General features: G+C 70.2%; 22 protein-coding genes. 20 read left to right on the top strand and 2 right to left on the bottom strand.

The window, feature by feature from the left end; all coding sequences use genetic code 11:
* The first annotated feature begins 157 nt into the window (after positions 1 to 157).
* The 8 genes from truB (at position 158) to ACFC3F_RS13695 (ending at position 7,198) form a co-directional block, all read left to right on the top strand.
* Complete coding sequence (gene truB / locus ACFC3F_RS13730; RefSeq protein WP_376130789.1) at positions 158 to 1,186, top strand: tRNA pseudouridine(55) synthase TruB; 1,029 nt, start codon at positions 158 to 160, stop codon at positions 1,184 to 1,186.
* Positions 1,183 to 1,551, top strand: coding sequence for a hypothetical protein (locus ACFC3F_RS13725; RefSeq protein WP_376130786.1), 369 nt, complete (start codon positions 1,183 to 1,185; stop codon positions 1,549 to 1,551). Before truB ends, ACFC3F_RS13725 begins: the two co-directional genes overlap by 4 nt.
* A 49-nt stretch (positions 1,552 to 1,600) precedes the next feature.
* Positions 1,601 to 2,038, top strand: a complete 438-nt coding sequence (locus ACFC3F_RS13720; RefSeq protein WP_376130783.1) for a hypothetical protein — start codon at positions 1,601 to 1,603, stop codon at positions 2,036 to 2,038.
* Positions 2,035 to 2,994 (top strand): bifunctional riboflavin kinase/FAD synthetase, encoded by a 960-nt coding sequence (locus tag ACFC3F_RS13715; RefSeq protein ID WP_376130780.1) that lies wholly within the window; start codon positions 2,035 to 2,037, stop codon positions 2,992 to 2,994. Before ACFC3F_RS13720 ends, ACFC3F_RS13715 begins: the two co-directional genes overlap by 4 nt.
* Positions 2,991 to 3,713 carry a hypothetical protein gene (locus tag ACFC3F_RS13710; protein WP_376130777.1) on the top strand — a complete coding sequence of 241 codons (723 nt, stop codon included), beginning with the start codon at positions 2,991 to 2,993 and terminating at the stop codon, positions 3,711 to 3,713. The genes ACFC3F_RS13715 and ACFC3F_RS13710 overlap by 4 nt, the downstream gene beginning before the upstream one ends.
* A gap of 119 nt (positions 3,714 to 3,832) precedes the next feature.
* The gene (gene deoC / locus ACFC3F_RS13705) at positions 3,833 to 4,840 is read left to right on the top strand and encodes a deoxyribose-phosphate aldolase (protein WP_376130775.1); all 1,008 of its coding nucleotides are present in this window, start codon (positions 3,833 to 3,835) and stop codon (positions 4,838 to 4,840) included.
* 55 nt (positions 4,841 to 4,895) lie between these two features.
* A complete protein-coding gene (locus ACFC3F_RS13700) occupies positions 4,896 to 6,338 on the top strand; it encodes an aldehyde dehydrogenase family protein (protein ID WP_376130772.1) in 1,443 nt (480 codons plus the stop codon).
* Complete coding sequence (locus tag ACFC3F_RS13695; RefSeq protein WP_376130769.1) at positions 6,335 to 7,198, top strand: aldehyde dehydrogenase family protein; 864 nt, start codon at positions 6,335 to 6,337, stop codon at positions 7,196 to 7,198. Before ACFC3F_RS13700 ends, ACFC3F_RS13695 begins: the two co-directional genes overlap by 4 nt.
* Positions 7,199 to 7,685: 487 nt before the next feature.
* On the opposite strand, the gene ACFC3F_RS13690 is transcribed toward ACFC3F_RS13695, so the two are convergent.
* Positions 7,686 to 8,402, bottom strand: coding sequence for an NRDE family protein (locus tag ACFC3F_RS13690; RefSeq protein WP_376130766.1), 717 nt, complete (start codon positions 8,400 to 8,402; stop codon positions 7,686 to 7,688).
* 44 nt (positions 8,403 to 8,446) lie between these two features.
* Here ACFC3F_RS13690 and coaBC point away from each other — a divergent pair, with 44 nt between their 5' ends.
* The 7 genes from coaBC to ACFC3F_RS13655 all read left to right on the top strand — a co-directional run bounded on the left by coaBC (position 8,447) and on the right by ACFC3F_RS13655 (position 17,287).
* Positions 8,447 to 9,667 carry a bifunctional phosphopantothenoylcysteine decarboxylase/phosphopantothenate--cysteine ligase CoaBC gene (gene coaBC, locus ACFC3F_RS13685; protein ID WP_376130763.1) on the top strand — a complete coding sequence of 407 codons (1,221 nt, stop codon included), beginning with the start codon at positions 8,447 to 8,449 and terminating at the stop codon, positions 9,665 to 9,667.
* A gap of 75 nt (positions 9,668 to 9,742) precedes the next feature.
* On the top strand, positions 9,743 to 10,642 hold the full coding sequence (locus ACFC3F_RS13680; protein WP_376130760.1) for a glycerophosphodiester phosphodiesterase: 900 nt from the start codon (positions 9,743 to 9,745) through the stop codon (positions 10,640 to 10,642).
* A 34-nt stretch (positions 10,643 to 10,676) separates the two neighbouring features.
* Positions 10,677 to 11,318 carry a hypothetical protein gene (locus ACFC3F_RS13675; RefSeq protein ID WP_376130757.1) on the top strand — a complete coding sequence of 214 codons (642 nt, stop codon included), beginning with the start codon at positions 10,677 to 10,679 and terminating at the stop codon, positions 11,316 to 11,318.
* Positions 11,319 to 11,513: 195 nt separating this feature from the next.
* Entirely contained in the window at positions 11,514 to 13,676 is a 2,163-nt protein-coding gene (locus tag ACFC3F_RS13670; RefSeq protein ID WP_376130754.1) for a DEAD/DEAH box helicase, read from the top strand.
* A 24-nt stretch (positions 13,677 to 13,700) separates the two neighbouring features.
* Complete coding sequence (locus tag ACFC3F_RS13665; RefSeq protein ID WP_376130751.1) at positions 13,701 to 14,759, top strand: hypothetical protein; 1,059 nt, start codon at positions 13,701 to 13,703, stop codon at positions 14,757 to 14,759.
* A 98-nt stretch (positions 14,760 to 14,857) separates the two neighbouring features.
* Entirely contained in the window at positions 14,858 to 15,886 is a 1,029-nt protein-coding gene (locus ACFC3F_RS13660; protein ID WP_376130748.1) for an ATP-dependent 6-phosphofructokinase, read from the top strand.
* Between the two features lie 426 nt (positions 15,887 to 16,312).
* Positions 16,313 to 17,287, top strand: coding sequence for a hypothetical protein (locus ACFC3F_RS13655; protein WP_376130745.1), 975 nt, complete (start codon positions 16,313 to 16,315; stop codon positions 17,285 to 17,287).
* A gap of 222 nt (positions 17,288 to 17,509) precedes the next feature.
* Here ACFC3F_RS13655 and ACFC3F_RS13650 read toward each other — a convergent pair whose 3' ends face one another.
* The gene (locus tag ACFC3F_RS13650) at positions 17,510 to 19,624 is read right to left on the bottom strand and encodes a S9 family peptidase (RefSeq protein WP_376130742.1); all 2,115 of its coding nucleotides are present in this window, start codon (positions 19,622 to 19,624) and stop codon (positions 17,510 to 17,512) included.
* Positions 19,625 to 19,781: 157 nt separating this feature from the next.
* Between ACFC3F_RS13650 and ACFC3F_RS13645 the strand changes: the two genes are divergently transcribed.
* The 5 genes from ACFC3F_RS13645 (at position 19,782) to ACFC3F_RS13625 (ending at position 24,440) form a co-directional block, all read left to right on the top strand.
* Positions 19,782 to 21,059: an anion permease gene (locus ACFC3F_RS13645; RefSeq protein WP_376130739.1), complete on the top strand. Its 1,278-nt coding sequence runs from the start codon at positions 19,782 to 19,784 to the stop codon at positions 21,057 to 21,059.
* A complete protein-coding gene (locus ACFC3F_RS13640; protein ID WP_376130736.1) occupies positions 21,056 to 21,388 on the top strand; it encodes a peptidase in 333 nt (110 codons plus the stop codon). Before ACFC3F_RS13645 ends, ACFC3F_RS13640 begins: the two co-directional genes overlap by 4 nt.
* A gap of 29 nt (positions 21,389 to 21,417) precedes the next feature.
* Complete coding sequence (locus ACFC3F_RS13635) at positions 21,418 to 22,386, top strand: phosphodiesterase (RefSeq protein ID WP_376130733.1); 969 nt, start codon at positions 21,418 to 21,420, stop codon at positions 22,384 to 22,386.
* Positions 22,387 to 22,503: 117 nt separating this feature from the next.
* Positions 22,504 to 23,976: an aspartate ammonia-lyase gene (locus ACFC3F_RS13630; protein WP_376130730.1), complete on the top strand. Its 1,473-nt coding sequence runs from the start codon at positions 22,504 to 22,506 to the stop codon at positions 23,974 to 23,976.
* 74 nt (positions 23,977 to 24,050) lie between these two features.
* Entirely contained in the window at positions 24,051 to 24,440 is a 390-nt protein-coding gene (locus ACFC3F_RS13625) for a DUF4190 domain-containing protein (RefSeq protein ID WP_376130727.1), read from the top strand.
* Positions 24,441 to 24,473: the final 33 nt, after the last annotated feature.

Genomic DNA, 24,473 nt, shown 5'->3' with positions numbered 1-24,473 from the left:
GCACGCCCGCCAGCCTACGCCTCGACCCACCCCCACCCCCTCCCCGCGAGACTGCAACGGCGCGCCGAGACTGCGGGTGATACCCACGGTCTCGGCGCGCCGTTGCGGTCTCGCGGTCACGTCTGTCGGCCCCGGAGGGCGTCGTAAGCTGGAGGGTATGCCCGCGCCCCGCATCGTCCTCGTCGACAAGCCGCAGGGGATCACGAGCCACGACGTCGTCGCGCGCGCCCGCCGCGCCTTCGGCACGCGCAAGGTCGGGCACGCCGGCACGCTCGACCCGATGGCGACGGGGCTCCTCGTGCTCGGCGTCGAGGGCGCCACGCGCCTGCTCACCTACATCGTCGGCCTCGACAAGACCTACGAGGCGACGATCCGGCTCGGGGTCTCGACGGACACCGACGATGCCGAGGGCGAGATCATGGCGACGACGGATGCCGCGGGCCTCGACGACACCGCCATCGCGGGCGCCGTCGCCGGCCTCACGGGACTGATCTCGCAGGTGCCGAGCACGTACTCGGCGATCAAGGTCGACGGCCGGCGGGCGTACGACCTCGCTCGCTCCGGTGAAGCGGTGCAGCTGAAGTCGCGCGAGGTCACCGTGTCCCGGTTCGACGTGCACGAGGTGCGCCGCCCTTCGACGAGCTCAGGGACCGGGGAAGCCGGCTCAGGGACCGGGGCTGCCGGCTCCGGGACCGGGGACGCCGGCTCAGGGACCGGGGACGCCGGCTCAGGGACCGGGGACGCGACGGGCTCAGGGACCGGGCCAGGGTCGCCCCAGGGGGCGATCGACCTCGATGTCGTCGTGGACTGCTCGAGCGGCACGTACATCCGCGCCCTCGCGCGTGACCTCGGTGCGGCTCTCGGCGTCGGCGGGCACCTCACCGCGCTGCGGCGCACCCGCATCGGGCCGTTCCCCCTCGCGCAGGCGGCGCTCATCGACGATCTCGCCGAAGCCGACGCGCTGACCCCCGCCGCCGCGGCGGTCGCCGTCCTGGGTCGCCTCGACGTGACCGAGGACGAGGCGCGCGACCTGCGTCACGGCAAGCGACTCGCGGATGCCGCATCCCGTCTGCCCGCATCGCCTACGGCCGCCGTCGCGCCCGACGGCGGCCTCGTCGGAATCGTCGAAAAGCGCGGGGCCGACGTCAAGAGCACCATGAACATGCCCGAGGAGGCAGCCGGATGATCCTGTGGTTCTCGATCGCTCAGGTGGCGGTCGCCGTCGTGGCGGGGCTGCTGTGCGTCGTTCTGGGGCTCGCCGGGCGGCGTCCGAGCGACCTGACGGTCGGCGCGCTGGCGCTGATCGAACTGCTGCTCATCGCGCAGGTCGTCAGCGCGATCGTCTCGCCGCTGGCGGGCAACCCCCCGACGGGGAGCCTTCTCGAACTGTGGGTGTACCTCGTCTCGGCCGTCATCCTGCCGCCGGCCGCAGCTTTCTGGGCCCTCCTCGAGCGCAGCCGCTGGAGCACCGTCATCATGGGCGTCGCGGCCCTGTCGGTCGCCGTCATGGTGTGGCGCATGCAGGTCATCTGGACGGTTCAGGTCGCGTGAAACCGCGCGCGCCGCGAGGGTGCGGCATCCGCCCTAGGATTGACAAGTCATGTCGTCGCCTGCTCGCCCCCGCATGACCGGCATCGGCCGCGTGCTCGTGATCGTCTACGCGGTCATGGCGCTCGCCGCCACCGGTCGCTCCTTCGTCCAGATCGTCCGCGAATTCGACGAGGCACCGCTCGCGTATTCGCTGTCCGCGCTGGCGGCCGTCGTCTACATCCTCGCGACGCTCGCGCTCGTGTTCTCACGATCGCGCACGTGGTATCGCATCGCCTGGGCTGCGATCGTGTTCGAGTTGCTCGGCGTGCTCGTCGTGGGCACGCTGTCGCTCGTCGTCCCCGAGATCTTCGGACACCCGACCGTGTGGTCGTGGTTCGGACTCGGCTACGTCTTCGTGCCGCTCGTTCTGCCCTTCCTCGGACTGTGGTGGCTCATCACCCACCGCACACGTCAGACGGCCGCCGACCGGGTCGTGGCCGCGCCATGATGATCTTCCGCTCCCCAGCCGAGGTGCCCGCCGGGTTCGGCCCGTCGATCGTCGCGATCGGCAAGTTCGACGGCATGCACGCGGGTCATCGCGCCGTCATCGATCGGGCCAGAGTGGATGCTGCCGCCAGCGGCGCGCGCGTCGTCGCGGTGACGTTCGACCGCAACCCCCTCGCTCTGCTGCGGCCGGACATCTGCCCCCCGACGCTCGTCGGCGTCAACCAGAAGCTGCAGCTGATCGAGCGGACCGGGGTCGACGCGACCCTCATGCTGACGTTCGACCGCGCTCTGGCCGACCTCACCCCGCGCGATTTCGTCGAGCAGGTGCTCGTCGATGCGCTCGGCGCGCGGGTGGTTCTCGTGGGCGGCGACTTCCGCTTCGGCCGCGGCGGAGCCGGCACGGTCGAGGTGCTGTGCGAGCTGGGCCGCGAGTTCGGCTTCGAGATGCAGGTCGTCGACGACGTGCGCGCCGTCGAGAGCGACCGGCGCGTGTCGTCGACGTGGGTGCGCGAGCTCCTCGCCGAGGGCGAGGTCGCGACGGCGGCGAAGCTGCTCGGCCGGCCGCACGCGGTGTGGGGAGAGGTCGTGCATGGGCTCAAGCGCGGTCGCGAGATGGGCTTTCCGACGGCGAACCTCGCCCCCGACCTCGAGGGCTTCGTGCCCGCCGACGGCGTCTATGCGGGGTGGCTCGTCGATGAGACCTCCGCCGACGGCCTGCGCCCGGGTGTCCGCCATCCTGCGGCCATCAGCGTCGGCACGAACCCGACATTCGACGATGTGCCCGTGCGGCAGGTCGAAGCCCACGTGCTCGACGAGACCGACCTCGATCTGTACGGTCACCGCGTCGAGGTGCAGTTCACCGACCGCGTGCGCGGTATGGTCGCGTTCGAGGGCATCGACGCCCTCATCGATCAGATGACCGATGACGTCGAACGGGTGAGGCGAACACTGACATGACCGATGACGAGCGCACGAACCGCGGCACAGTCTCCCTCGCGCGCAAGATCATCGTCGGCATCATCGTCGTCTCGTTCGGCGCGGCCGCCGTCGGCGGCATCGCGGTCCTCCTCGGCGGCTCGCTCGATGAGATGGGCGCACGCGTGCTCGGCACGACGGCGGTCATCGGAGCCTTCAGCGTCGCGGTCCTCTGCTGCGTCGCCCTCGCGGGGCGCCGCCTGCAGGCCTTCGGCCTGATCGGTGCGGCGGTGTCGGTCATCGCCGCCGCGCTCGTGGTGCTCCTGCTCTGGTACGAACCGGCGTCGTGGGAGGTGTCCGACAACCTGTGGCGTGTGGCCGGGACGGGCATCGCCATGACCGCGGCGTTCGCATTGGCCTCGCTGCTCCTTCTGCTCGCAGATCGCCGGCAGCCGGCTGTGCGATGGGGTCTCATCATCACCCTCGGCTTCTTCGCCGTCGTGCTCGGCTTGACCGTCTACCTCATCTGGTGGGGCGAGACGATCGACGACGACGCGTACGCACGAGTGCTGGGGATCTTCGCGATCCTCGCGGCGCTGGGCGCGATCGTCGTGCCGGTCATCTCGCTGCTGCTGCGGGAACGGCCGACCGCCGGCTCGCTGTCGCGGCAGGCCGTCGAGCGCCTCGACGCGGAAGCCGCGCGACGCGGTATCTCCCCGGACGCTCTCGTCGACGAGCTGCTGGCTGCTCCGCGCGCATAGACCTGCGCTCGAGGCGGCTCTACGATCGAGGCCAGACAGCGTTCTCGTCCGTCCACGGCGGGTAGGCTCGACGCTTGCGAACGGGCCGGTCCGTCGCACCGCACGCCACAGGGAGAACCATGAGCCGATCCGACCTGCAGACGCTCCCCGAGCGCGCCGTCGAACTGCTCGGCGGCGAGCCCGACGACACGACGCTGCGACGCTACCTGCACGGGCTTCCGGGTGTCGACGCCGTGGGGCTCGAACAGCGCGCGGCGGCGCTGGGCACGCGGTCCATCAAGACGTCGTCGAAGGCGTGGGCCCTCGACAAGATCATCTCGCTCATCGATCTGACGACGCTCGAGGGCGCCGACACCCCCGGCAAGGTGCGCTCCCTCGTCGCGAAAGCCCTGAACCCGGATGCCGCGGACCCGACCTGCCCGCGCGTCGCGGCCGTGTGCGTCTATGGCGACATGGTGCCGGACGCCGTCTCGGCCCTCGGCTCCGCGCACGGCGACCCCGACGACGGCGGAGTGAGCGTCGCGGCCGTCGCCACGGCGTTCCCGAGCGGCCGCGCGTCGCTGGCGATCAAGCTCGCCGACACCGCAGAGGCGGTCGCGCACGGCGCCGACGAGATCGACATGGTCATCGACCGCGGTGCGTTCCTCGCGGGGCGCTACGGCCTCGTCTTCGACCAGATCGCGCAGGTCAAGCAGGCGTGCCGTCGCGAAGACGGCACGTTCGCGTCGCTCAAGGTCATCCTCGAGACGGGTGAGCTCAACACCTACGACAACATCAAGCGCGCGTCGTGGCTTGCCATCCTCGCGGGCGGTGACTTCATCAAGACGTCGACGGGCAAGGTGCAGCCCGCCGCGACCCTGCCGACGACTCTTCTCATGCTCGAGGTCGTGCGCGACTGGTATCGCGCGACGGGCGAGAAGATCGGCGTGAAGCCGGCAGGCGGCATCCGAACGTCGAAAGACGCGATCAAGTACCTCGTGACGGTCGCTGAGACCGTGGGCGAGGAGTGGCTGCAGCCCCACCTCTTCCGCTACGGCGCATCGAGCCTGCTCAACGATGTGCTGCTGCAGCGCCAGAAGCTGACGACCGGACACTACTCCGGTGCCGACTACGTGACGATCGACTGATGGGCACCGCACGGGCGGTCCCCGAGCCTGCCGACGAGCAGCACCCGGGAGAGAAATGACATTCCTCGAGTACGCACCCGCGCCGGAGTCGCGCGCGGTGCTCAACCTGCGAGACGCCTACGGGCTCTTCATCGACGGCGAGTTCCGCGACGGATCGGGGGAGTCGTTCGCGACGATCTCACCCGCCGACGAATCGCACATCACCACGATCGCGGCGGCGACCGAGGCCGATGTCGACACCGCCGTCGCAGCCGCACGCCGTGCCTACGACAAGACCTGGTCCCGCATGAGCGGCCGCGACCGCGGCAAGTACCTCTTCCGCATCGCCCGGCTCGTGCAGGAGCGCGCACGGGAGCTCGCCGTCGCCGAGAGCCTCGACAACGGCAAGCCCATCAAGGAGAGCCGCGACGTCGACGTGCCGCTGGTGGCGGCATGGTTCTTCTACTACGCGGGCTGGGCCGACAAGCTCGACCATGCGGGGCTGGGCGCGAACCCGAGACCGCTCGGCGTCGCGGCGCAGGTCATCCCGTGGAACTTCCCGCTGCTCATGCTCGCGTGGAAGATCGCCCCGGCGCTCGCGGCCGGCAACACCGTCGTGATCAAGCCCGCCGAGACCACTCCGCTGTCGGCGCTCATCTTCGCCGAGATCCTGCAGCAGGCCGACCTGCCGCCCGGTGTCGTCAACATCGTGACGGGCGCGGGAGCGACGGGCGCGGCACTCGTGCGGCATCCCGACGTGAACAAGGTCGCCTTCACCGGCTCGACCGCCGTCGGCCGTGAGATCGCCAAGGCGGTCGCCGGAACCGACAAGAAGCTCACGCTCGAGCTCGGCGGCAAGGCGGCGAACATCGTCTTCGAAGACGCGCCCGTCGATCAGGCGATCGAGGGCATCGTCAACGGCATCTTCTTCAACCAGGGGCACGTCTGCTGCGCGGGCAGCCGTCTGCTCGTGCAGGAATCGGTGCACGACGAGGTCGTCGATCGGCTCAAGGAGCGACTGTCGACGCTGCGTCTGGGCGATCCGCTCGACAAGAACACCGACATCGGCGCGATCAACTCGCGCGAGCAGCTCGAGCGCATCCGCGAGCTCAGCAGCATCGGCGAAGAAGAGGGCGCCGAACGCTGGAGCGCGCCGTGCGTCATCCCCGACAACGGCTTCTGGTTCGCCCCGACGATCTTCACGAACGTGCAGGCGTCGCACCGCATCGCGCGCGACGAGATCTTCGGACCGGTGCTGTCGGTGCTGACCTTCCGCACGCCCGCCGAGGCGATCGACAAGGCCAACAACACGCCGTACGGGCTGTCCGCCGGCATCTGGACCGACAAGGGGTCCCGCATCCTCGCGGTCGCCGATCGCCTTCGCGCCGGCGTCGTGTGGGCGAACACGTTCAACCGCTTCGACCCGTCGTCGCCGTTCGGCGGATACAAGGAGTCCGGCTACGGCCGTGAGGGCGGCCGGCACGGCCTCCTCGCCTACCTGAAGGGAGGCACAGCGTGAGCAAGCGGCTGACTGTGCCGAAGACGTACAAGCTCTACATCGGCGGAAAGTTCCCGCGCAGCGAGTCCGGGCGCACCTATGAGGTGCTCTCGAAGAAGGGCGACTTCCTCGCGAATGCCGCGCTCGGATCCCGCAAGGACGCGCGAGACGCCGTCGTCGCCGCCCGCGGAGCCGTGAAGGGCTGGTCGGGGGCGACCGCCTACAACCGCGGACAGGTGCTCTACCGTGTCGCCGAGATCCTCGAGGGACGCCGCGCGCAGTTCATCGACGAGATCATCGCGCAGACCGGGGTGTCGTCGTCGGCCGCCGGCGCCGAGGTCGACGAGGCGATCGACCGCTGGGTCTGGTACGCGGGCTGGTGCGACAAGTTCGCCCAGGTCGCCGGCAACGGCAATCCCGTCGCCGGTCCGTACTTCAACATCTCGGTGCCCGAGCCGACGGGCGTCGTCGGCGTCGTCGCTCCGCAGGACACCGCGCTCGTCGGACTCGTGTCGGCCATTGCGCCCGCACTCGTGACGGGCAACGCGGTCGTCGTCGTGGCATCCGAGCGTTTCCCGCTCTCGGCGATCTCGCTGGCCGAGGTGCTCGCGACGTCGGACGTGCCAGGAGGAGTCGTCAACGTGCTCACGGGCTCGCCCGCCGAGATCGCGCCGTGGCTCGCGTCGCACCCCGACGTCAACGCCCTCGACCTCGTGGGTGCGGGCGATCTCGACTGGATCGATCTGCAGATCGCCGCCGCCGAGACGCTGACGCGCGTGCTCCCTCCCGAGAACGGTCCGGATGCCGCGGCTCCCGCGCTCGCGCGCATCGCCGCCTTCACCGAGACGAAGACCGTCTGGCACACCAAGTCCCTCATCTGACGCGTCCGCCGGAGCGGCGGCATCCGTCGAACCGTACCGATCGCGCCGTGCGTCGGTGTCCGGAGCGGCGGCATCCGTCGAACCGTATCGATTGCGCCGTGCGTCGGTGTCCGGAGCGGCTGCATTCGTCGAACCGTACTGATCACGTCGAACCGCACCGCCTCGACGTACGGTTCGACGGGAACGGTACGGTTCGGCCAACAAGGGGGGTAATTCGGCGACCACGGGGGTAGACGGACCGGCAGCATCCGTCGAACCATATCGATCCCGTCGAACCGCACCGCCTCGACGTACGGTTCGACGGGAACGGTACGGTTCGGCCAACAAGGGGGGTAATTCGGCGCCCAGGGGGTAGACGGACCGGCAGCATCCGTCGAACCGTACCGATCGCGTCGTACCGCACCGCCTCGACGTACGGTTCGACGGGAACGGTACGGTTCGGCGACCAAGGGGGGTAGTTCGGCGCCCAAGAGGGTAGAGGGAGCGGCTACGAGAGGGTGAGGCCGCCCCAGGCGCCGGGAACGGCGAGTTCGCCGTAGTGCACGTCAAGACCTGCCGGTGAGACCTGCGCGACGCACGCGAGCAGCGACAGCGTCGGATAGCCGTACGGGCGGTTGTCGCGGATGATCGCGCGGTCGTCGGTGCTCGGAAGCTCGGTCGAGCGCTCCAGGACCGAGAGCCACGGATGCCACCACGCGGCGTCCGCGCCCGGTTCGGCCGCGCGGAAGTGGTCGAGCCAATGCGCGATGCGCGGTGTCGTGGCATCGTCGACGTCGCCGTGCGCGATCATGTGCGTGCCGGGAGCGAGCCGTTGCGTGCGCAGGCGATCGCCGTCCCACGATGACACCCGCGCACTCCCCGGTCCGACCTCGACGAGGTTGAACCCGTGCGTCGCGGGGGACCTGGCGGGGGAGCGGCCCGCGACCGAATCCAGCACGATGCCGCCGCGCGACTCCAGCTCGGACTCGGGTCGCGCCGAGACGTCGGCGCGGTTGAGCAGCACGGCGAGCCGCCGCGTGTCGGCGTCGGCTGCGAGCCATGCCCCGCCCGCCCGGACGTCACGGACGCCGACGACGCCCTCGTGCTGCTCGGGCCACCAGCGCCCGAGTGGATTCCAGGGACGCGCGGGGTCTTCGTCGCGGATCGCGAGCAGACGGATCGCCTCACCCGGTGCATCGGGTACACGGATGACGACGGTGCACATGCGGTCTCCTGTCTCGTCGGGCGCGGTCGTGCCAAGATCGGATGATGTTCGTCGTGGTCGGAGTCACCGGCGGGATCGCCGCCTACAAGACGGTGCATCTCGTGCGCCTCCTGGTTCTGGAGGGGCACGACGTGCACGTCGTGCCGACGGCCGATGCCGTGCGGTTCGTCGGGTTGCCGACCTGGGAGTCGATCAGCCGCAATCCCGTGACGACCTCCGTCCACGACGATGTCGCCCGCGTGCGTCACGTCTCGCTCGGCCAGTCGGCCGACCTCGTCATCGTGGCGCCTGCGACGGCGAACAGCCTCGCGAAGATGGCCACGGGACTCGCGGACGATCTCCTCGGAACAACCCTACTCGCCACGGTGGCACCGGTCGTCGTGGCGCCCGCCATGCACACCGAGATGTGGCGGCACCCCGCGACCGTCGCCAATATCCAGACCCTCCAGGCGCGCGGGGTCACGATCGTCGGGCCGGATGACGGGGCGCTCACGGGCGGCGACACCGGTCCCGGCCGGATGTCGGATCCCGAGGCCATCGTCGCGGCGGCGCTCGCCGCGGTCGGTTCCGATGCGCGCGATCTCGCGGGGCTGCGGGTCGCCGTGAGCACGGGGGGCACACGCGAGCCGATCGACCCCGTGCGCTTCATCGGCAATCGGTCGAGCGGTCGACAGGGGGTCGCCGTCGCCCTCGCCGCCGCCGACCGCGGTGCCGAGGTGGAGCTCGTCGCGGCTCACGTCGATGACGGCGTGCTGGCGGCAGCATCCGCTCATCCCCGCGTGCGGATCGTGCGCGTGGGCACGGCGGCCGAGTTGCAGGACGCCATGGGGCCGGCGGCCGCGAGTGCCGACGTCGTCGTCATGGCAGCGGCGGTGTCCGACTACCGGGTCGCCGACGTGGCGGACCGCAAGCTCGCGAAGGAGGACGCCGACGGCGGCATGACCCTGCATCTCGTCGAGAACGACGACATCCTCGCGGCGCTCGCGCGTGGTCGCCGCGAGCGGCAGACGATCGTCGGGTTCGCGGCGGAGACGCCCGGTGACGGGGACTCGCTGCTCGACCGCGGGCGCCGCAAGGCCGCGCGCAAGGGCACCGACCTGCTCGTCGTCAACGAGGTCGGCTGGAAGAAGGGCTTCGAGGCCGAGGGAAACGATGTCGTGATCTTGGATGCCGCGGGCCGGATCGCCGCGAGCGCGAAAGGGTCCAAGCGCGCCGTCGCCGACGCGCTCTGGGACACGATCCGCAGTTCGCGAGAAAAGACATAACGAAAAGGTAACGACTGGGGCTAGGGTGGTCGCACGGCGTCGAAGACGATGCCGCGAAGCAGGAGGACCCGCCCGATGCCCGACCGATCCGCATCCGCCCGTCAGGGCGATCGGATGCGAGCGCTCGTCGTCGTCTGCGTGCTGTCGATCGTGAGCGTGCTCATCGCGCTCGTGGGGGCGACTCCCGCGCGGGTCGGCACGACCGAGCTGCTCGGAGATCCGCGCGCGCCGGGGGATGCGGCGTTCATCGCGAGCCACCGCGGTGGTGGTGCGACGGCGCCCGAGAACACGCTGCCGGCGATCTCGGCGGCGCTCGCCGCCGGGTTCGACTACGTCGAGGTCGATGTCGCACTGACGCTCGACGGCCACGCCGTGCTGATGCACGACGCGACGGTGGATCGCACGACCGACGGGCAGGGGCGGGTCGAGGCGCTGACGCTCGCGCAGATCCGCGAGCTCGACGCGGGGGCCTGGTTCCACCCGGACTACGCCGGCACCCGTGTGCCGACCGTCGCGGAGTTCCTCGATGTGCTCGCCGAGACGCCGCAACGGGCGCTGCTCGAGCTGAAGGGGGAGTGGGATGCGGCATCCCTCGCCCGTCTCGTCGACGAACTCGAAGCGCGCGACATCGAGCGCCGCGTCGCGCTGTCCAGCTTCGACGCCCGCACCCTTGCGCTCGCGGCGGACGCCTCCGATCTGGCTCCGCGGCTGCTCATCCTGCGCCAGCTTCCCCCCGACGTCGTGCGCGCGGCGGCCGAGGCGGGAGCGCGCGGCATCGTCGTGAGCCGCAGCGCCGTGCTCGAACAGCCCGGCATCGTCGACGAAGCGCACGCCGAGGGCTTGCGGGTCGTGGTCTACACGCTCAACTCCGACACGCACTGGGACGCCGTCACAGCCCTGGGCGTCGACGGGATCGTGACCGACGATCCCGGCACGCTGTCCGAGTGGCAGCAGGCGGTCGCCGGCGAGCGGTAGGGTCGGGGCGTCGCATCCGCCTCGGGAGGTTCCCATGTCATCGCGTCGCCGTCCCCTCGTGCGCGTCTCGGCCGTCGTCTCGGCGATCGCCCTCGCGATCCTGACGACCGGGTGCCAGCCCGAGCCCGGTCCGACCTCGTCCGGGTCGCCGTCGCCGTCGACCTCGCCCACCGCGACGACGACTCCCTCGGCCACGCCGTCCGTCACGGGCGATCCCATCGGCGACCTCGTGCTGCCGTCGGCATGCGAGGCGATCTACTCGCCCGAGATGCTCGCGACCCTCGAGGCCGAGGTCCCACCGCTCAACGACCCCGGCATCACGATGCTGTCGACCCAGAACGTCGAGGCGATCGAGATCCTGTCCGCCGCCGCCGAGACGCTGCGCTGCACGTGGGGCCCGCCGTCCGAGCGCGGGATCGCGACGAACGTGACGATCGTGACCGCCGAGCAGCGCGATGCCCTCTTCCAGGCGTTCGAGCGGGAGGGGTTCGCGGCCGAGGATCTCGGCGAGGGCACGATCCACCGGATCGAGCAGGAGATGATCACGCAGGACGACGAGATCGTCAGGCTCGGCGAGACGCACTACATCGGCGGCGACGGGTGGATCTCGACGCGCTGGATCAATGTCTCGCCCGAGGGGTACACGGAAGACATCGTCCGGTCGCTGTGGGACTGAGCGTCTCGACGCGCTAGGATGGTCGCCGGGGAGCCCGCCCCCGATGTCGCAGCTCGCAGAAGCGAGTGCCCGCGGCCGGAGGTGGCGAGATCCCGTCCGTGTCAGTGACGGCAGCCCAGCCGCCCGCGGAAGCACAAGCCTCGCCGGTCTCGACCGGTTCCGCCGGAGTATCCGGCGCAGATCCTCAGGAGGAGCATGCCGACCACGGCATCGACCACCGGCAAGTCGTCGCAGCGGCGACGCAAGCCCGCCTCGTCATCTCGGCGCGATGACGAAGCGCCCATCATCCCGATCCTCGCTCGCAAGGTGCGCGAGGTCGAGGCGAAGTCGCAGCGCGGCAAGCTCGGCCCGACCAACCGTGTGAAGTTCCAGGTCATCGCGTTCCTCGTGCGCGAAGAGCGCGCGCGAGTGAAGGCCGACACGTCGCTCGGCGACAGCCCGCGCTCCGAACTGCTCAAGCGGCTCGACGGCGTCGCGACGATCCTCGCCAAGACGGCGGCGCGCGACACATCGCTCATCCAGCTGCTCGAGGTCGACCAGGCGACGTCGCCGGTCGCCAAGCGCATGCGCCGCGACTGGCTGCTCGAGTCGGGTGCCGAGCTCGCACCCGACGAGCTCATCATCACGGATGCCGCACCCGTCGCGGCCCCCGTGGTCCCGGCCGCTCTCGCCGAGCGGCAGGTGATCCCGCCGCGCGTCGAGGCCCGCCGCGAAGCCAGCCCCTTCCTCGAGCCGGACCTCACGCTGCGCGCGCCCAAAGAGACGCCGCGCCGCCGACTCGACGGATGGGAGCTCATGGGCCCCCTGTACAAGGCCTTCGAGACCGGCGCCGGTGGCGGATCGGCCACGATGCCCCTCCCGCCCGTGCCCGAGTTCGACCGGATCTCGCCCAAGGGGCTCGAGGTCATGGTGCACCAGTCGCGCTTCCTCGAATCCGTGCGCGACGGGCACCGCACCTTCCTGCTCGCCGACGAGCCGGGCCTGGGCAAGACGGCGGAGTCGGTGCTCGCAGCATCCGTCGCCGGCGCCTACCCGCTGCTGGTCGTCGTGCCGAACGTCGTCAAGATGAACTGGGCCCGCGAGGTCGAGCGGTGGACGCCGCAGCGCCGGGCGACCGTCATCTCGGGCGACGGCGAGGACATCGACGCGTTCGCCGACGTCTTCATCGTCAACTACGAGATCCTCGACCGGCACCTGTCGTGGCTCTCGTCGATCGGGCTGCAGGGCATGGTCGTCGACGAGGCGCACTTCATCAAGAACCTGTCGTCGCAGCGCTCGCAGAACGTGCTCGCCCTCGCGACGCGCATCCGCGAGCAGGTGCGCGACCCGCTGCTCATGGCCCTCACCGGAACGCCGCTCATCAACGACGTCGAGGACTTCGACGCGATCTGGCGTTTCCTGGGGTGGACCAACGGTGAGAAGCCGGGCCCTCTGCTGATGGAGAAGCTCGACGACACGGGACTCACCCCGGCCGACAAGGCGTTCTATCCCGAAGCGCGCGAGGCCGTCATCTCGATGGGGATCGTGCGCCGCCGCAAGAAGGACGTCGCAGCCGACCTTCCCGACAAGCTCGTCGCCGACCTTCCGGTCGAGCTCGACGACGACTTCGGCCGGTCGATCCGCGAAGCCGAGCGCGAGCTCGGCGAGCGCCTCGCGGCGAAGTACCGCCGCATCATCGAGGCTCGCGGCGACCGGGGCCTCGCACCCGGCGAGGTCGACGACGACATCGTGCGTCTGGTCGCCCACAACGAGCTCGAAGAGTCCAAAGCCGCCGGCACGGGGTCGGAGAACGTCTTCACGATGGTGCGGCGGATCGGCCAGGCCAAGGCCGTGCTCGCGGCGGACTACGCCGCGCAGCTGCAGCGCTCGGTCGGCAAGGTCGTCTTCTTCGCGAAGCACATCGATGTGATGGATGCCGCCGAGGCGCACTTCGCCGCGGCGGGACTCAAGACGGTGTCGCTGCGCGGCGATCAGACGACGACGGCGCGCCAGCAGGCGATCGACGACTTCAACAACGACCCCTCGGTCGGCATCGCGGTCTGCTCGCTCACGGCCGCCGGCGTCGGCGTCAACATGCAGGCGTCGTCGAACGTCGTGCTCGCGGAGCTGTCGTGGACGGCTGCCGAGCAGACGCAGGCGATCGACCGCGTGCACCGCATCGGTCAGGACGAGCCCGTCACGGCGTGGCGGATCATCGCGGCGCACACGATCGACACGAAGATCGCCGAGCTCATCGACTCGAAGCAGGGTCTCGCCGCGCGAGCCCTCGACGGCGAAGCGCTCGACCCGCAATCGAGCGACTCCGTGCAGCTGTCGGCGCTCATGCACCTGCTGCGTCAGGCGCTCGGCGGGGAGTGACCTCGCGTCGCTAGGGTCGAGGGCATGGCTCTCGACCCTTCGGCCCTGCTCGCGGGTCCGCGTGGGCGGCGGCTGTGCCTGGAGTACCTGCTCGAAGGCGCGTGGTCCGGCGGTGACGACGCGGTGACGACGGCCTACTTCTGGGCGACGCGTGCGCTCGACCCGGATCCCGGCACGCTGTTCACGATCGGCGGTGACGCCAAGCCCACCGAGATCGTGGTCTCGCCGGAGGAAGCGGCATCCGCCCTCGCGACACTCGATGCTCCAGAGCCGACCGAGCGCTCACTGCGTCTGGCGCTGAGGGCATCCGTCGACCATGCGATGTACTGGCAGGCTCCGAACGGCGCAGACGCGCTCGCCGCGACGGATGAGCTGCGTCCGGTGCTCACGCGCGTCGCCGAGATGATCGCCGCCTCGCCGCACGCGCAGTGGTGGCGCTCGGGCGTTGCGCTGAGCGACCAGTGGGCGGTGCACTGGGGCGCCGGGTCGGCGACGAACGACGATCCCGCGGCGGCGCTCGCCGCGTGGGGCTCCGCTGTTCGCGCCGAAGAGGTGGATGCTGCGCGCGAGCGGCCGGCCGACGCGACCGCGCGCTTCAGCGGCACGTGGTGGTCCACGCCCTCAGCGGTCCTGCACTCGACGCGAAGCCTCGGGCGCATCGGCCCGTCGGAGTTGTGGTCCGTCGAGGACTTCGGCGGCTGGGATACCGCGATCGCGTCGCCCGTGCTGCCGGCATCCGCTCGTGTCCTCGAGATCGACGGCGCGGACGCGTGGATCGACCTGTGCCGGCGGCATCCGCTCATCGTGACCGCGTCGCGGCGACACGACTGGCACCGGGTCACGGGGCGCGACGGCGGGTGGGTGCAGCCGGACTGGGAGTTCGTCGCCGCCGTGGCAGACGGCGTGCACCTCACGGTGGCCGGGTATCTCGAGGCGGCGACGCGGCTGCTCGACGTCGATGACGGGTGGGGGAGCGTCATCGCGGGGTGGGCGCCCGACGCGACGTACTGGTTCGCCCGGACCCTGGTGGCGGGTCCGTCCGTCGAATGGATGCGCGACGCGGATGACTGGCACCGAGCCTGATCGCGCGACGCCGGACGTCTGGCATCCTCTGCTCGAGCGGCGATAGTGTCGAACCGGCACCGTCGCCGTACCCACGTACCGACAGCAAGGACCACAGCATGAAGATCGGCATCCTGACCAGCGGCGGCGACTGCCCCGGGCTCAACGCCGTCATCCGCGGCATCGTGCTCAAGGGAACGACGACCTACGATCTCGAGTTCGTCGGAATCCGCGACGGGTGGCGCGGCGTCGTCGACGCCGACTTCTTCCCGCTCACGCGGCACGAGGTCAAGGGTCTGTCGAAGGTCGGCGGCACGATCCTCGGCACGTCGCGGACGAACCCGTACGAGGGGCCGCGCGGCGGCGCCGAGAACATCGCCAAGACGCTGTACGGCCACCGCATCGACGGCATCGTCGCGATCGGAGGCGAGGGCACGCTCGCCGCCGCCGACCGGCTCGCGAAGGACGGCATCAACGTCATGGGCGTGCCCAAGACGATCGACAACGACCTGCGCGCGACGGACTACTCCTTCGGGTTCGACACCGCCGTCAACATCGCGACCGACGCGATGGACCGTCTGCGCACGACGGGGGACTCGCACCAGCGCTGCATGATCGCCGAGGTCATGGGCCGCCACGTCGGCTGGATCGCGCTGCACGCCGGCGTCGCGGCCGGCGCCCACGTCATCTGCATCCCCGAGGTGCCGCTGTCGATCGACGAGATCACGGCGCAGGTCATGCGCGCGCACGACCGCGGTCGCGCGCCGTTGGTCGTCGTGTCGGAGGGCTTCACCCTCAAGGGCATGGACGAGGCCTACAGCGACAAGGGTCTCGACGCCTTCAACCGCCCCCGGCTCGGCGGGATCGGCGAGGTCCTGGCGCCCGAGATCGAGCGCCTGACCGGCATCGAGACGCGCTCGACGGTGCTCGGCCACATCCAGCGCGGCGGGTCGCCGTCGGGCTTCGACCGCGTGCTCGCGACGCGGCTCGGGCTGCACACCGCCGACGCCCTCGTCGACGAGGCGTGGGGGCAGATGGTGGCGCTGCGCGGCACCGACATCGTGCGCGTACCCTTCGCCGAGGCCCTCGGCGAGCTCAACACCGTGCCGCTGTACCGCTACGAAGAGGCCGCCGCCCTCTTCGGCTGACCTTGCGGGGGCGGGACGGGCGGGCGTCGGGCTTGGGCGCCGGGTGGGCGTCGGGCGTCGGGCGTCGGGCGTCGGGCGTCGGGCGTCGGGCATCTGGCGCCGAACCCGACCCATTCCGTCGAACCGGACTTCGTCGACGTGCGGTTCGACGAGATCGGTACGGTTCGGGTATCTAGCACCATGGCTCGGGGCCTCGCCTGCGCGGCCCTGCGCGTCGCGCGAGCCGCGGCATCCGTCGCCCGTTTCCGGGTATGCCACGAACCCGACCCATTCCGTCGAACCGGACTTCGTCGACGTACGGTTCGACGGGGTCGGTGCGGTTCGATGTCACCGCGTGTGTTCCTCCACAGGTGTGCGCGAGAGCAGAGCGGCCACAGATGGCGGACGGGGAAGCAGATCGCGATCCCGCGCGGCGATAGTGGAGGGATGCTGCTTACTCCGCCCGCCACACTTGTGCTCGCGCGCGAGCACCCGGCTCTCGTGCGTCGAAGGGATCACCACCGCGTGCGCCCGGGTGTCTACGTGGACGCAGCGGTGTGGCGAGCGCTGCAACCGTGGGATCGGTACCTGCTGCGCGTACACGCTGTCGCCATCACGTGGAACGAGCCGGTGTTCTGCCTCGAGTCTGCCGCGGCCCTTCATGGGCTTCCGACCTTCGGAGAAGCCCGTCACATCCACCTGCTGAGTCCGGATGCCACCACCCGTCGCCGTGGTGATGTCATCGTCCACGGAGCTCGCGACGGCCGCCGAATCGACGTCGTCGAAGGCGTGTGCGCGACCGCGCTCACGGACACCGCCGTCGACCTGGTGCGGGTGCTTCCGCCCGCGTTTGCGCTCGCCGTCGCCGATGCCGCGCTGCGACACGGCGGCACGGATGCGGCGATCGACTTCAGCGCCGCCGGTCGAGCGCAGGCGAATCGCCGCGGCATCCGTCAACTCGACTGGGTCCAAGAGCGCGCGACAGCTGAAGCGGAATCGTCGGGTGAGTCCGTCAGCCGTGCGGTGATCGAGTGGCTCGGGTACGAACGGCCCGAACTGCAGGTCGAGTTCGAACACGACGACGGTACAGACCGCGTGGACTTCTTCTTCCGAACGGCGCGGGTCATCGGCGAGTCGGACGGGTATGGCAAGTACGACGCCTCGAATCGCGCGGCGATGAGGGCGCACTTCGTCCGCGAGAAGAAGCGTGAGGACCGCCTGCGACCCCGGGTCAACGGCTTCGGCCGCTGGGATTGGGCGGATACGCTCCGAGTCGAACCGCTGGACGCCAAGCTGCGCGCTGCAGGCCTCGCGCCCGTTCGTCCGCGGCACTCTTCGATGCTCGCGACGCTCGCCGCCAACCCGCGCTCGCTGCCGCCGAAACGAACCCGACCTGTTTCGTCGAACGGGACGTCGTCGTAGTCGGGTTCGACGGAAACGGTACGGTTCGGCGATCCGGGGCCGGATTGCGCGCCCGCGCGACGCCGAGCCCGCCCGCGCGGTCCCGACGCCCTCACGGGCTCCCGCGCGGGGCCGGATCCGCCCGCGCGACGCCGCGCCCGCGCGGGGCCGGATCGCCCGCCCGGCGCCGACGCCCGCGTGCCGCCCGCCCGCCCGCCCGCGCGGGCCGCCACCCGGGGCCGGTCAGTCGGCCACGCCGACCACGTCGAGCATCCACGCGAGCTCGAACGCGCGCTCGCGCCAGGCGTTGTAGCGACCGCTCACGCCGCCGTGACCGGCGACCATCTCGCACTTGAGGAGCGCGTCGGCTCCCACCTCGCGCAGGCGGGCGACCCACTTCGTCGGCTCGACGTACATCACACGCGTGTCGTTGAGCGACGTGACGGCGAGGATGCGGGGGTAGGCGACCCCCTCCCGCACGTTCTCGTACGGCGAGTACGTCTTCATGTACGCGTACACGCCGGGGTCGTGCAGCGGGTCGCCCCACTCGTCCCACTCGATGACGGTGAGGGGCAGCGACGGGTCGAGGATCGTCGTGAGCGCGTCGACGAAAGGCACGTCGGCGAGGATGCCGGCGAACAGCTCGGGGGCGAGGTTGGCGACGGCGCCCATCAGCAGCCCGCCCGCCGAGCCGCCTTCACCGATCAGCTGCGCCGGTGTCGTGTACCCCTCGTCGATCAGGTGGCGGGCGCAGGCGACGAAGTCGGTGAACGTGTTGCGCTTGTTCAGCAGCTTGCCGTCTTCGTACCACTGGCGTCCCATCTCGCCGCCGCCGCGCACGTGTGCGACGGCGAACATGACACCGCGGTCGAGCTCGGACAGACGTGCGACCGAGAACCCCGGCTCGATCGAGTGCTCGTACGAGCCGTACCCGTAGAGGTGCACGGGGCGCGGCGCGGCACCGGCTTCGCCGAACGAGCGCTTCCACACGAGCGAGACGGGGATCCGGGCACCGTCCTGCGCCGTCGCCCACACGCGCGCCTGCGCGTAGTCGGCGGGGTCGTAGCCGCCCAGGACCGGCTGCCGCTTGCGCAGGTGCATCCGCTTCGAGGCGAGGTCGTAGTCGTAGACAGTGCCGGGCGTCACGAACGACGCGAAGGCGATGCGCAGCATCGGGGGCGCCCATTCCGGGTTGCCCGACGCTCCCGCGGCGTACAGCGGCTCGTTGAACGCGATCTCGTCGACGTCGCCCGTGGCGTAGTCGAGCAGGCCGAGCCGCGCGAGTCCGCCGCGGCGGTACCCGAGCACGCCCCAGTCGCGGAAGGTCGACAGGCCGAGCAGGCGCTCACCCGCGCGATGCGGCACGATGACCGTGCGCTCGCCGCCCGGGTCGGATGCCGCGACGCGGACGAGTTCGAAATCGAGGGCTTCGTCGTTGTGCAGGATGAACAGCACATCCTCGCCGTCGATCACCGCGTGGTCGGAGTCGTACTCGATGCCCTCGGTGCGCGGCCACACGACGCGGGGCTCGCCGCGGAGGTCGTCGGCGTCGAGGAGCCACTCCTCGGACGTGATCGAGGACCCGAGCCCGATCACGAGGTAGCGGTCGCTGCGGGTGAAGCCCGCTCCGACCCAATACCGCTCGTCGGGCTCGTGGAACAGCTTCTGGTCGGAGGAGACGGGCGTGCCGAGCTCGTGCAGCCACACCGTGTCGGGCCGCCAGGCGTCGTCGACCGTCGTGTAGACGATGAAGCGGCCGTCGGGTGAGAACGTCGCGCCGGCGAACGTGTCGGGGATCTCATCGGGCAGCTGCTCGCCCGTCACGAGGTCGCGGACGCGGATCGTGTAGCGCTCGTCTCCGGCGTGATCGATGCCGTACAGCAGGCGCGTGCCGTCGGACGTGACCTCGAAGCTGCCGAGCGAGAAGAACTCGTGGCCCTCGGCCTCGGCGTTCCCATCGAGCACCACCTGCTCGCCGGGCACATCGGTGTCGGGAGAGAGCGACGGCGGCGTCCAGTCGTCGGGCGAGGCGAGGGGAGCGCGGCATTGGATGCCGTACTGCTCGCCCTCCACGGTGCGTCCGTAGTACCACCACTGCCCGCGCCGCACCGGCACCGACAGATCGGTCTCGAGCGTGCGGCCCTTGATCTCGTCGAAGATCCGCTCACGCAGATCGGCGAGATGCGCCGTGCGTGCATCGGTGTAGGCGTTCTCGGCTTCGAGATGCGCGATGACATCGGCATCGTCCTTGTCGCGGAGCCATTCGTAGCGGTCTTCCACAGCGTCTGCGTGGTGCGAGCGCACCGAGACACGCGGCGACGCGACGGGGGCAGGCAGGGCGGATTCGTGAGCGGTCACGGCACAACGTTAGCCGCCGCCGCGACGAGTCGAGTTGACCGCGGGCGGACCCGGTGTCAGGATTCTTTCTGGCCGGTTGCCGGTTCCTGAATTCTGGGTGAACTGTTCGTTCGTCACGTCGATATCTTCGGCATCACATCCTCATACGAAAGCGAACGTGGAAGCCGCAGCCCTCATCATCGTGCTGGTCATCGCACTGGCACTCTTCTTCGACTTCACCAACGGGTTCCACGACACCGCGAACGCGATGGCCACGCCCATCGCGACGGGCGCGCTCAAGCCCCGCACCGCCGTGCTGCTCGCCGCCATCCTGAACCTCGTCGGCGCGTTCCTGTCGACCGAGGTCGCGCGGACCATCTCGGGCGGAATGATCCGCGAAGACGAGATCTCGGCGACCGTGTTTCCCTCGATCATCTTCGCGGGACTGATCGGCGCCATCACCTGGAACATGCTGACGTGGCTGCTCGGGCTTCCCTCGTCGTCATCGCATGCCCTGTTCGGCGGACTCATCGGAGCCACGCTCGTCGGCGCGAGCGCCATGGCGATCGACTTCGGCGTCGTCATGAGCAAGGTGATCCTGCCCGCCCTCATCGCACCGCTGACGGCCGGCATCATCGCCTACACCGTGACGAAGCTCGCGTATGCCATCACGCGCCGTTACGACACCAAGCCCGACGGACGCGACGGCTTCCGGTGGGGGCAGATCTTCACGTCCTCGCTCGTGGCGCTCGCCCACGGCACCAATGACGCCCAGAAGACGATGGGCGTCATCACCCTGGCGCTCATCACGGTCGGCTGGCAGTCCACCGCGAACCCCGACCCGCAGCTGTGGGTCATCGTCGCGTGCGCCGTCACGATCGCGCTCGGTACTTACATGGGCGGCTGGCGCATCATCCGCACGCTGGGCAAGGGCCTCACCGACGTCAAGCCCGCGCAGGGCTTCGCGGCCGAGACGTCGACGGCGGCGACGATCCTCGCCTCGAGCGCCCTCGGCTTCGCGCTGTCGACGACGCAGGTCGCCTCGGGCTCGGTCATCGGCTCGGGGCTCGGCAGGCGCGGATCCAAGGTGCGCTGGCGCACGGTCGGCCGCATCATGATCGGCTGGCTGCTGACCCTCCCCGCCTCGGGAGCGGTCGGCGCGCTGGCGGCTCTCGTCGTGGTGTGGCTGGGCACGTGGGGCGTCCTGATCGACGCCGTGATCGCGCTCGTCATCATCCTCGGACTGTTCTGGCGCTCGCGACGGAACGTCGTCGACTCCGCCAACGCGATGAGCGATGTGGCCGAGTCCGGCCGGGCCGTCAAGGTCAAGCGCAACCCGCCCCCCACCCGCCGGCAGCGGGCGGTCGCGCGCGAAGAGGCCCGCCGCGTCGCCGCCGTCGAGCACGCAGAACGCAAGGCCAAGCGCGCGGCGGCGAAGAAGGAGCAGAACCGGTGATCACGATCGACTGGATCGCCTTCCTCGAGGTCTTCGCCGCGAGCCTCATCGCCGGAGTGCTCGTCGTCACCTCGTACGCCGTCGGGCTGCGCCTGCTCGTGCGCGCCGGCAGGGCGCCGGTCGTCGCGCCGGCCGAGTTCACCGACGCGATCACGGTGATCACCGAGAAGGAGGCACGCCGGGCCGAGAAGGCCGCCGCGAAGGCCGCCCGAAAGAGCCCACTGACCGAGGGGCAGAAGCGCCTCGCGCTCGTGGGCGCCTACGGATGCTTCGGACTCTGCTCGCTGGCCGTGCTCGGCGGCATCCTGCTCATCGTCTTCAACCACTGAGCGTCGCAGGGTCGCCGTAGGCTGACCTCATGGTCACGACCCCACCTCCAGGCGCCCCGCTCGCGTCGCCCGAGGACGCTGCCACCGGGGACTCGGCGCCCGTGCAGTTCGGCCAGTACCCGCCCGCCCGGCGGACGATCCTGCACCTGAGCGACACGCACCTGCTCGCCGGCAACGCGCCGCTCGCGGGCCGGATCGACACCGAGGCGAACCTCGTGCGCACGCTCGAAGCGGTCGAGCGGATGCGACTGCGGCCCGACGCGATCGTCTTCACGGGCGACCTGACCGACCTCGGCGAGCCCGAGGCCTACCGCGCGCTGCGCACTGCGGTCGAGCCCGTCGCCGAGCGTCTGGGCGCCCCGATCGTGTGGGTCGCCGGCAACCACGACGAGCGCCCCGCGCTGCGCGAAGCGCTGCTCGGCCTCGCCCCGACCGAAGACGCCGTGACGGGGGCGTGGGACCTCGGGGGGCTGCGCCTCGTCGCCCTCGACACGACCGTGCCCGGCTGGCATCACGGCGAGCTCGACGATGCGCAGCTCGCCTGGCTGCGCGATGTGCTCGCCGAACCGGCACCCTTGGGCACCATCCTGGCTCTGCATCATCCGCCGCTGCCATCGCACGTGCGGCTGTTCGACATCCTCGAACTGCGTGAACAGCACCGCTTCGCCGAGGTCATCGCGGGCACCGACGTGCGGGCCGTCCTCGGCGGCCACCTGCACTACTCGACGAGCGGCACGTTCGCCGGCATTCCCGTGAGCGTCGCGGCCGCGACGTGCTACACGATGAACCTCACCCGGCCCGCCGCCGAGGTCAACGGCACCGATGCGGGGCAGTCCTTCCACCTCGTGCACGTGTACGACGAGACGATCACGCATTCGGTCGTCCCCGTGCTGGACTCCCCGACGTCCGACGGCTTCTCGCAGGAGTGGCTCGACCGCATGGCGGCGCTGTCGCCGGCCGAACGGCTCGAAGCGTTCTCCCGCAAGCGCGCGCCGTAGCCGCCTCGTACAGTCGAGGCGAGCGACCCGCCGCCCGGGACGGTTCGCGGACACCGGCGCGCGGGTAGGCTCGGGGGCATCCCCTCCCACAGAGTCGTGACCTACAAGGACGCCCGAATGACTGCCGACGCGACGCCGCTCACCCGTACCGAAACCGATTCGCTGGGATCGCTCGAGATCCCCGCCGATGCGTACTGGGGCGTGCATACCGCCCGTGCGTTGGCGAACTTCCCGATCTCGAAGCGTCCCATCTCGGTGTATCGCGACCTCGTCGTCGCGCTCGCGATGGTCAAGCAGGCCTCAGCGCGCGCGAACCGCGAGATCGGCGTGCTCGATCACGAGCGAGCCGACCTCATCGACCGCGCGGCGCAGCTCGTCATCGACGGCCAGCACCACGATCAGTTCGTCGTGGGCGTCATCCAGGGTGGCGCGGGCACGTCGACGAACATGAACGCGAACGAGGTCATCACCAACATCGCGCTCGAACTCGCCGGGCGCGAGAAGGGCGACTACGCGTTCCTGTCGCCGATCGACCACACCAACCGCAGCCAATCGACCAACGACGTGTACCCGACGGCGATCAAGATCGGCTTGAGCCTCGACCTCAAGACGCTGCTCGACGAGCTCGACCTGCTGCGCAACGCGTTCCTGAACAAGGCCGACGAGTTCCACGACATCCTCAAGGTCGGGCGCACGCAGCTGCAGGACGCCGTTCCGATGACGCTCGGGCAGGAGTTCAACGGGTTCGCCACGACGCTCACCGAAGACCACAGTCGCCTCACGGAGAACGCGAAGCTGCTCCACGAGATCAATCTCGGCGCCACCGCGATCGGCACGGGGATCACGACTCACCCCGAGTACAGCAACACGGTCCTGCGGCACCTGCGCGAGATCAGCGGACTCGACATCGAACTCGCGACCGACCTCGTCGAATCGACGAGCGACACGGGCGCCTTCATGTCGTTCTCGTCCTCGCTCAAGCGCAACGCGATCAAGCTCTCGAAGATCTGCAACGATCTGCGTCTGCTGTCGTCAGGGCCGCAGGCCGGCCTCGGCGAGATCAACCTGCCCGCGCAGCAGGCCGGCTCGAGCATCATGCCCGGCAAGGTGAACCCGGTCATCCCCGAGGTCGTCAACCAGGTCGCCTTCGCGGTCGCCGGCGCCGATCTCACCGTCACGATGGCGGCCGAGGGCGGGCAGCTGCAGCTGAACGCCTTCGAGCCTGTCATGGCGCACTCGATCTTCCAGTCGATCACCTGGATGCGCCGCGCGATGTGGACCCTGCGCGTCAACTGCGTCGACGGCATCACGGCCAACCGTGCCCGGCTGGGCGCCATGGTGGGGTCGTCGGTGGGCGTCATCACGGCCCTCACGCCGTTCATCGGCTACTCCGCGGCCGCAGCGCTGGCCAAGACCGCCCTCCTCACCGGCCGCAGCGTCGCCGACCTCGTCGTCGAGGCCGAGCTGATGTCGGCCGAAGAGGTGGCCAAGCAGCTCTCGCCCGCGCGTCTGTCGGGGCTCGAGGCGGTCACGGCGGCGATCCCGATCGTGCAGAGCGCCGAGGACATCGTCGCGTCCGAAGAAGCCTGACCGCCCCGCATCCCACACCGGGGGTGTCGCCCTCGATACGCTGGACGACGTCAGATCCAACCAGGGGGAATCGCATGACCGATCCGAACACGCCCGGAACCACGCCGCCGCCGGCGGCAGGCGCACCGCAGTACGCGCCCGCTCCTCCGCCCGGAGCAGCTCCGCCCGCACAGCCGACCGTGCCGGGAAAGACCCTCGGCATCGTCGCGTTCGCCGTGGCCTTCTTCGTGCAGATCGTCGGGATCATCCTCGGCATCATCGCGCTCGTGCAGAGCAAGAAGGCCGGCCACAAGAACGGCTGGGCGATCGCCGCGATCATCGTCGGCGCCGTGCTGCTCGTCGTCTCGGCCATCATCGTGATCGCCGTGATCATGTTCTCGCTGAACGCCGTCGCGGATCTGTGCAACGGCATGGAACCCGGCGTGTACGAGCTCAGCACGGGTGGCACGATCACCTGCGACTGATTCGCCGACGAGAAGGGCGACCCGCGTGAGCGG

The sequence above is a fragment of the Microbacterium sp. NPDC055910 genome (assembly GCF_042271185.1).
Lineage (GTDB): Bacteria > Actinomycetota > Actinomycetes > Actinomycetales > Microbacteriaceae > Microbacterium.
This window is presented reverse-complemented; position numbering and strand designations above follow the sequence as displayed.

Excerpts from the sequence above, each read along its gene's own strand:
- ACFC3F_RS13670 (WP_376130754.1), top strand. The coding sequence starts at position 11,514 with ATGCCGACCACGGCATCGACCACCGGCAAGTCGTCGCAGCGGCGACGC.
- ACFC3F_RS13725 (WP_376130786.1), top strand. The coding sequence starts at position 1,183 with ATGATCCTGTGGTTCTCGATCGCTCAGGTGGCGGTCGCCGTCGTGGCG.
- ACFC3F_RS13630 (WP_376130730.1), top strand. The coding sequence starts at position 22,504 with ATGACTGCCGACGCGACGCCGCTCACCCGTACCGAAACCGATTCGCTG.
- ACFC3F_RS13710 (WP_376130777.1), top strand. The coding sequence starts at position 2,991 with ATGACCGATGACGAGCGCACGAACCGCGGCACAGTCTCCCTCGCGCGC.
- ACFC3F_RS13700 (WP_376130772.1), top strand. The coding sequence starts at position 4,896 with ATGACATTCCTCGAGTACGCACCCGCGCCGGAGTCGCGCGCGGTGCTC.
- truB (WP_376130789.1), top strand. The coding sequence starts at position 158 with ATGCCCGCGCCCCGCATCGTCCTCGTCGACAAGCCGCAGGGGATCACG.
- ACFC3F_RS13680 (WP_376130760.1), top strand. The coding sequence starts at position 9,743 with ATGCCCGACCGATCCGCATCCGCCCGTCAGGGCGATCGGATGCGAGCG.
- ACFC3F_RS13675 (WP_376130757.1), top strand. The coding sequence starts at position 10,677 with ATGTCATCGCGTCGCCGTCCCCTCGTGCGCGTCTCGGCCGTCGTCTCG.
- ACFC3F_RS13660 (WP_376130748.1), top strand. The coding sequence starts at position 14,858 with ATGAAGATCGGCATCCTGACCAGCGGCGGCGACTGCCCCGGGCTCAAC.
- ACFC3F_RS13715 (WP_376130780.1), top strand. The coding sequence starts at position 2,035 with ATGATGATCTTCCGCTCCCCAGCCGAGGTGCCCGCCGGGTTCGGCCCG.
- ACFC3F_RS13655 (WP_376130745.1), top strand. The coding sequence starts at position 16,313 with ATGCTGCTTACTCCGCCCGCCACACTTGTGCTCGCGCGCGAGCACCCG.
- ACFC3F_RS13720 (WP_376130783.1), top strand. The coding sequence starts at position 1,601 with ATGTCGTCGCCTGCTCGCCCCCGCATGACCGGCATCGGCCGCGTGCTC.
- ACFC3F_RS13665 (WP_376130751.1), top strand. The coding sequence starts at position 13,701 with ATGGCTCTCGACCCTTCGGCCCTGCTCGCGGGTCCGCGTGGGCGGCGG.
- deoC (WP_376130775.1), top strand. The coding sequence starts at position 3,833 with ATGAGCCGATCCGACCTGCAGACGCTCCCCGAGCGCGCCGTCGAACTG.
- ACFC3F_RS13625 (WP_376130727.1), top strand. The coding sequence starts at position 24,051 with ATGACCGATCCGAACACGCCCGGAACCACGCCGCCGCCGGCGGCAGGC.
- coaBC (WP_376130763.1), top strand. The coding sequence starts at position 8,447 with ATGTTCGTCGTGGTCGGAGTCACCGGCGGGATCGCCGCCTACAAGACG.
- ACFC3F_RS13635 (WP_376130733.1), top strand. The coding sequence starts at position 21,418 with ATGGTCACGACCCCACCTCCAGGCGCCCCGCTCGCGTCGCCCGAGGAC.
- ACFC3F_RS13690 (WP_376130766.1), bottom strand. The coding sequence starts at position 8,402 with ATGTGCACCGTCGTCATCCGTGTACCCGATGCACCGGGTGAGGCGATC.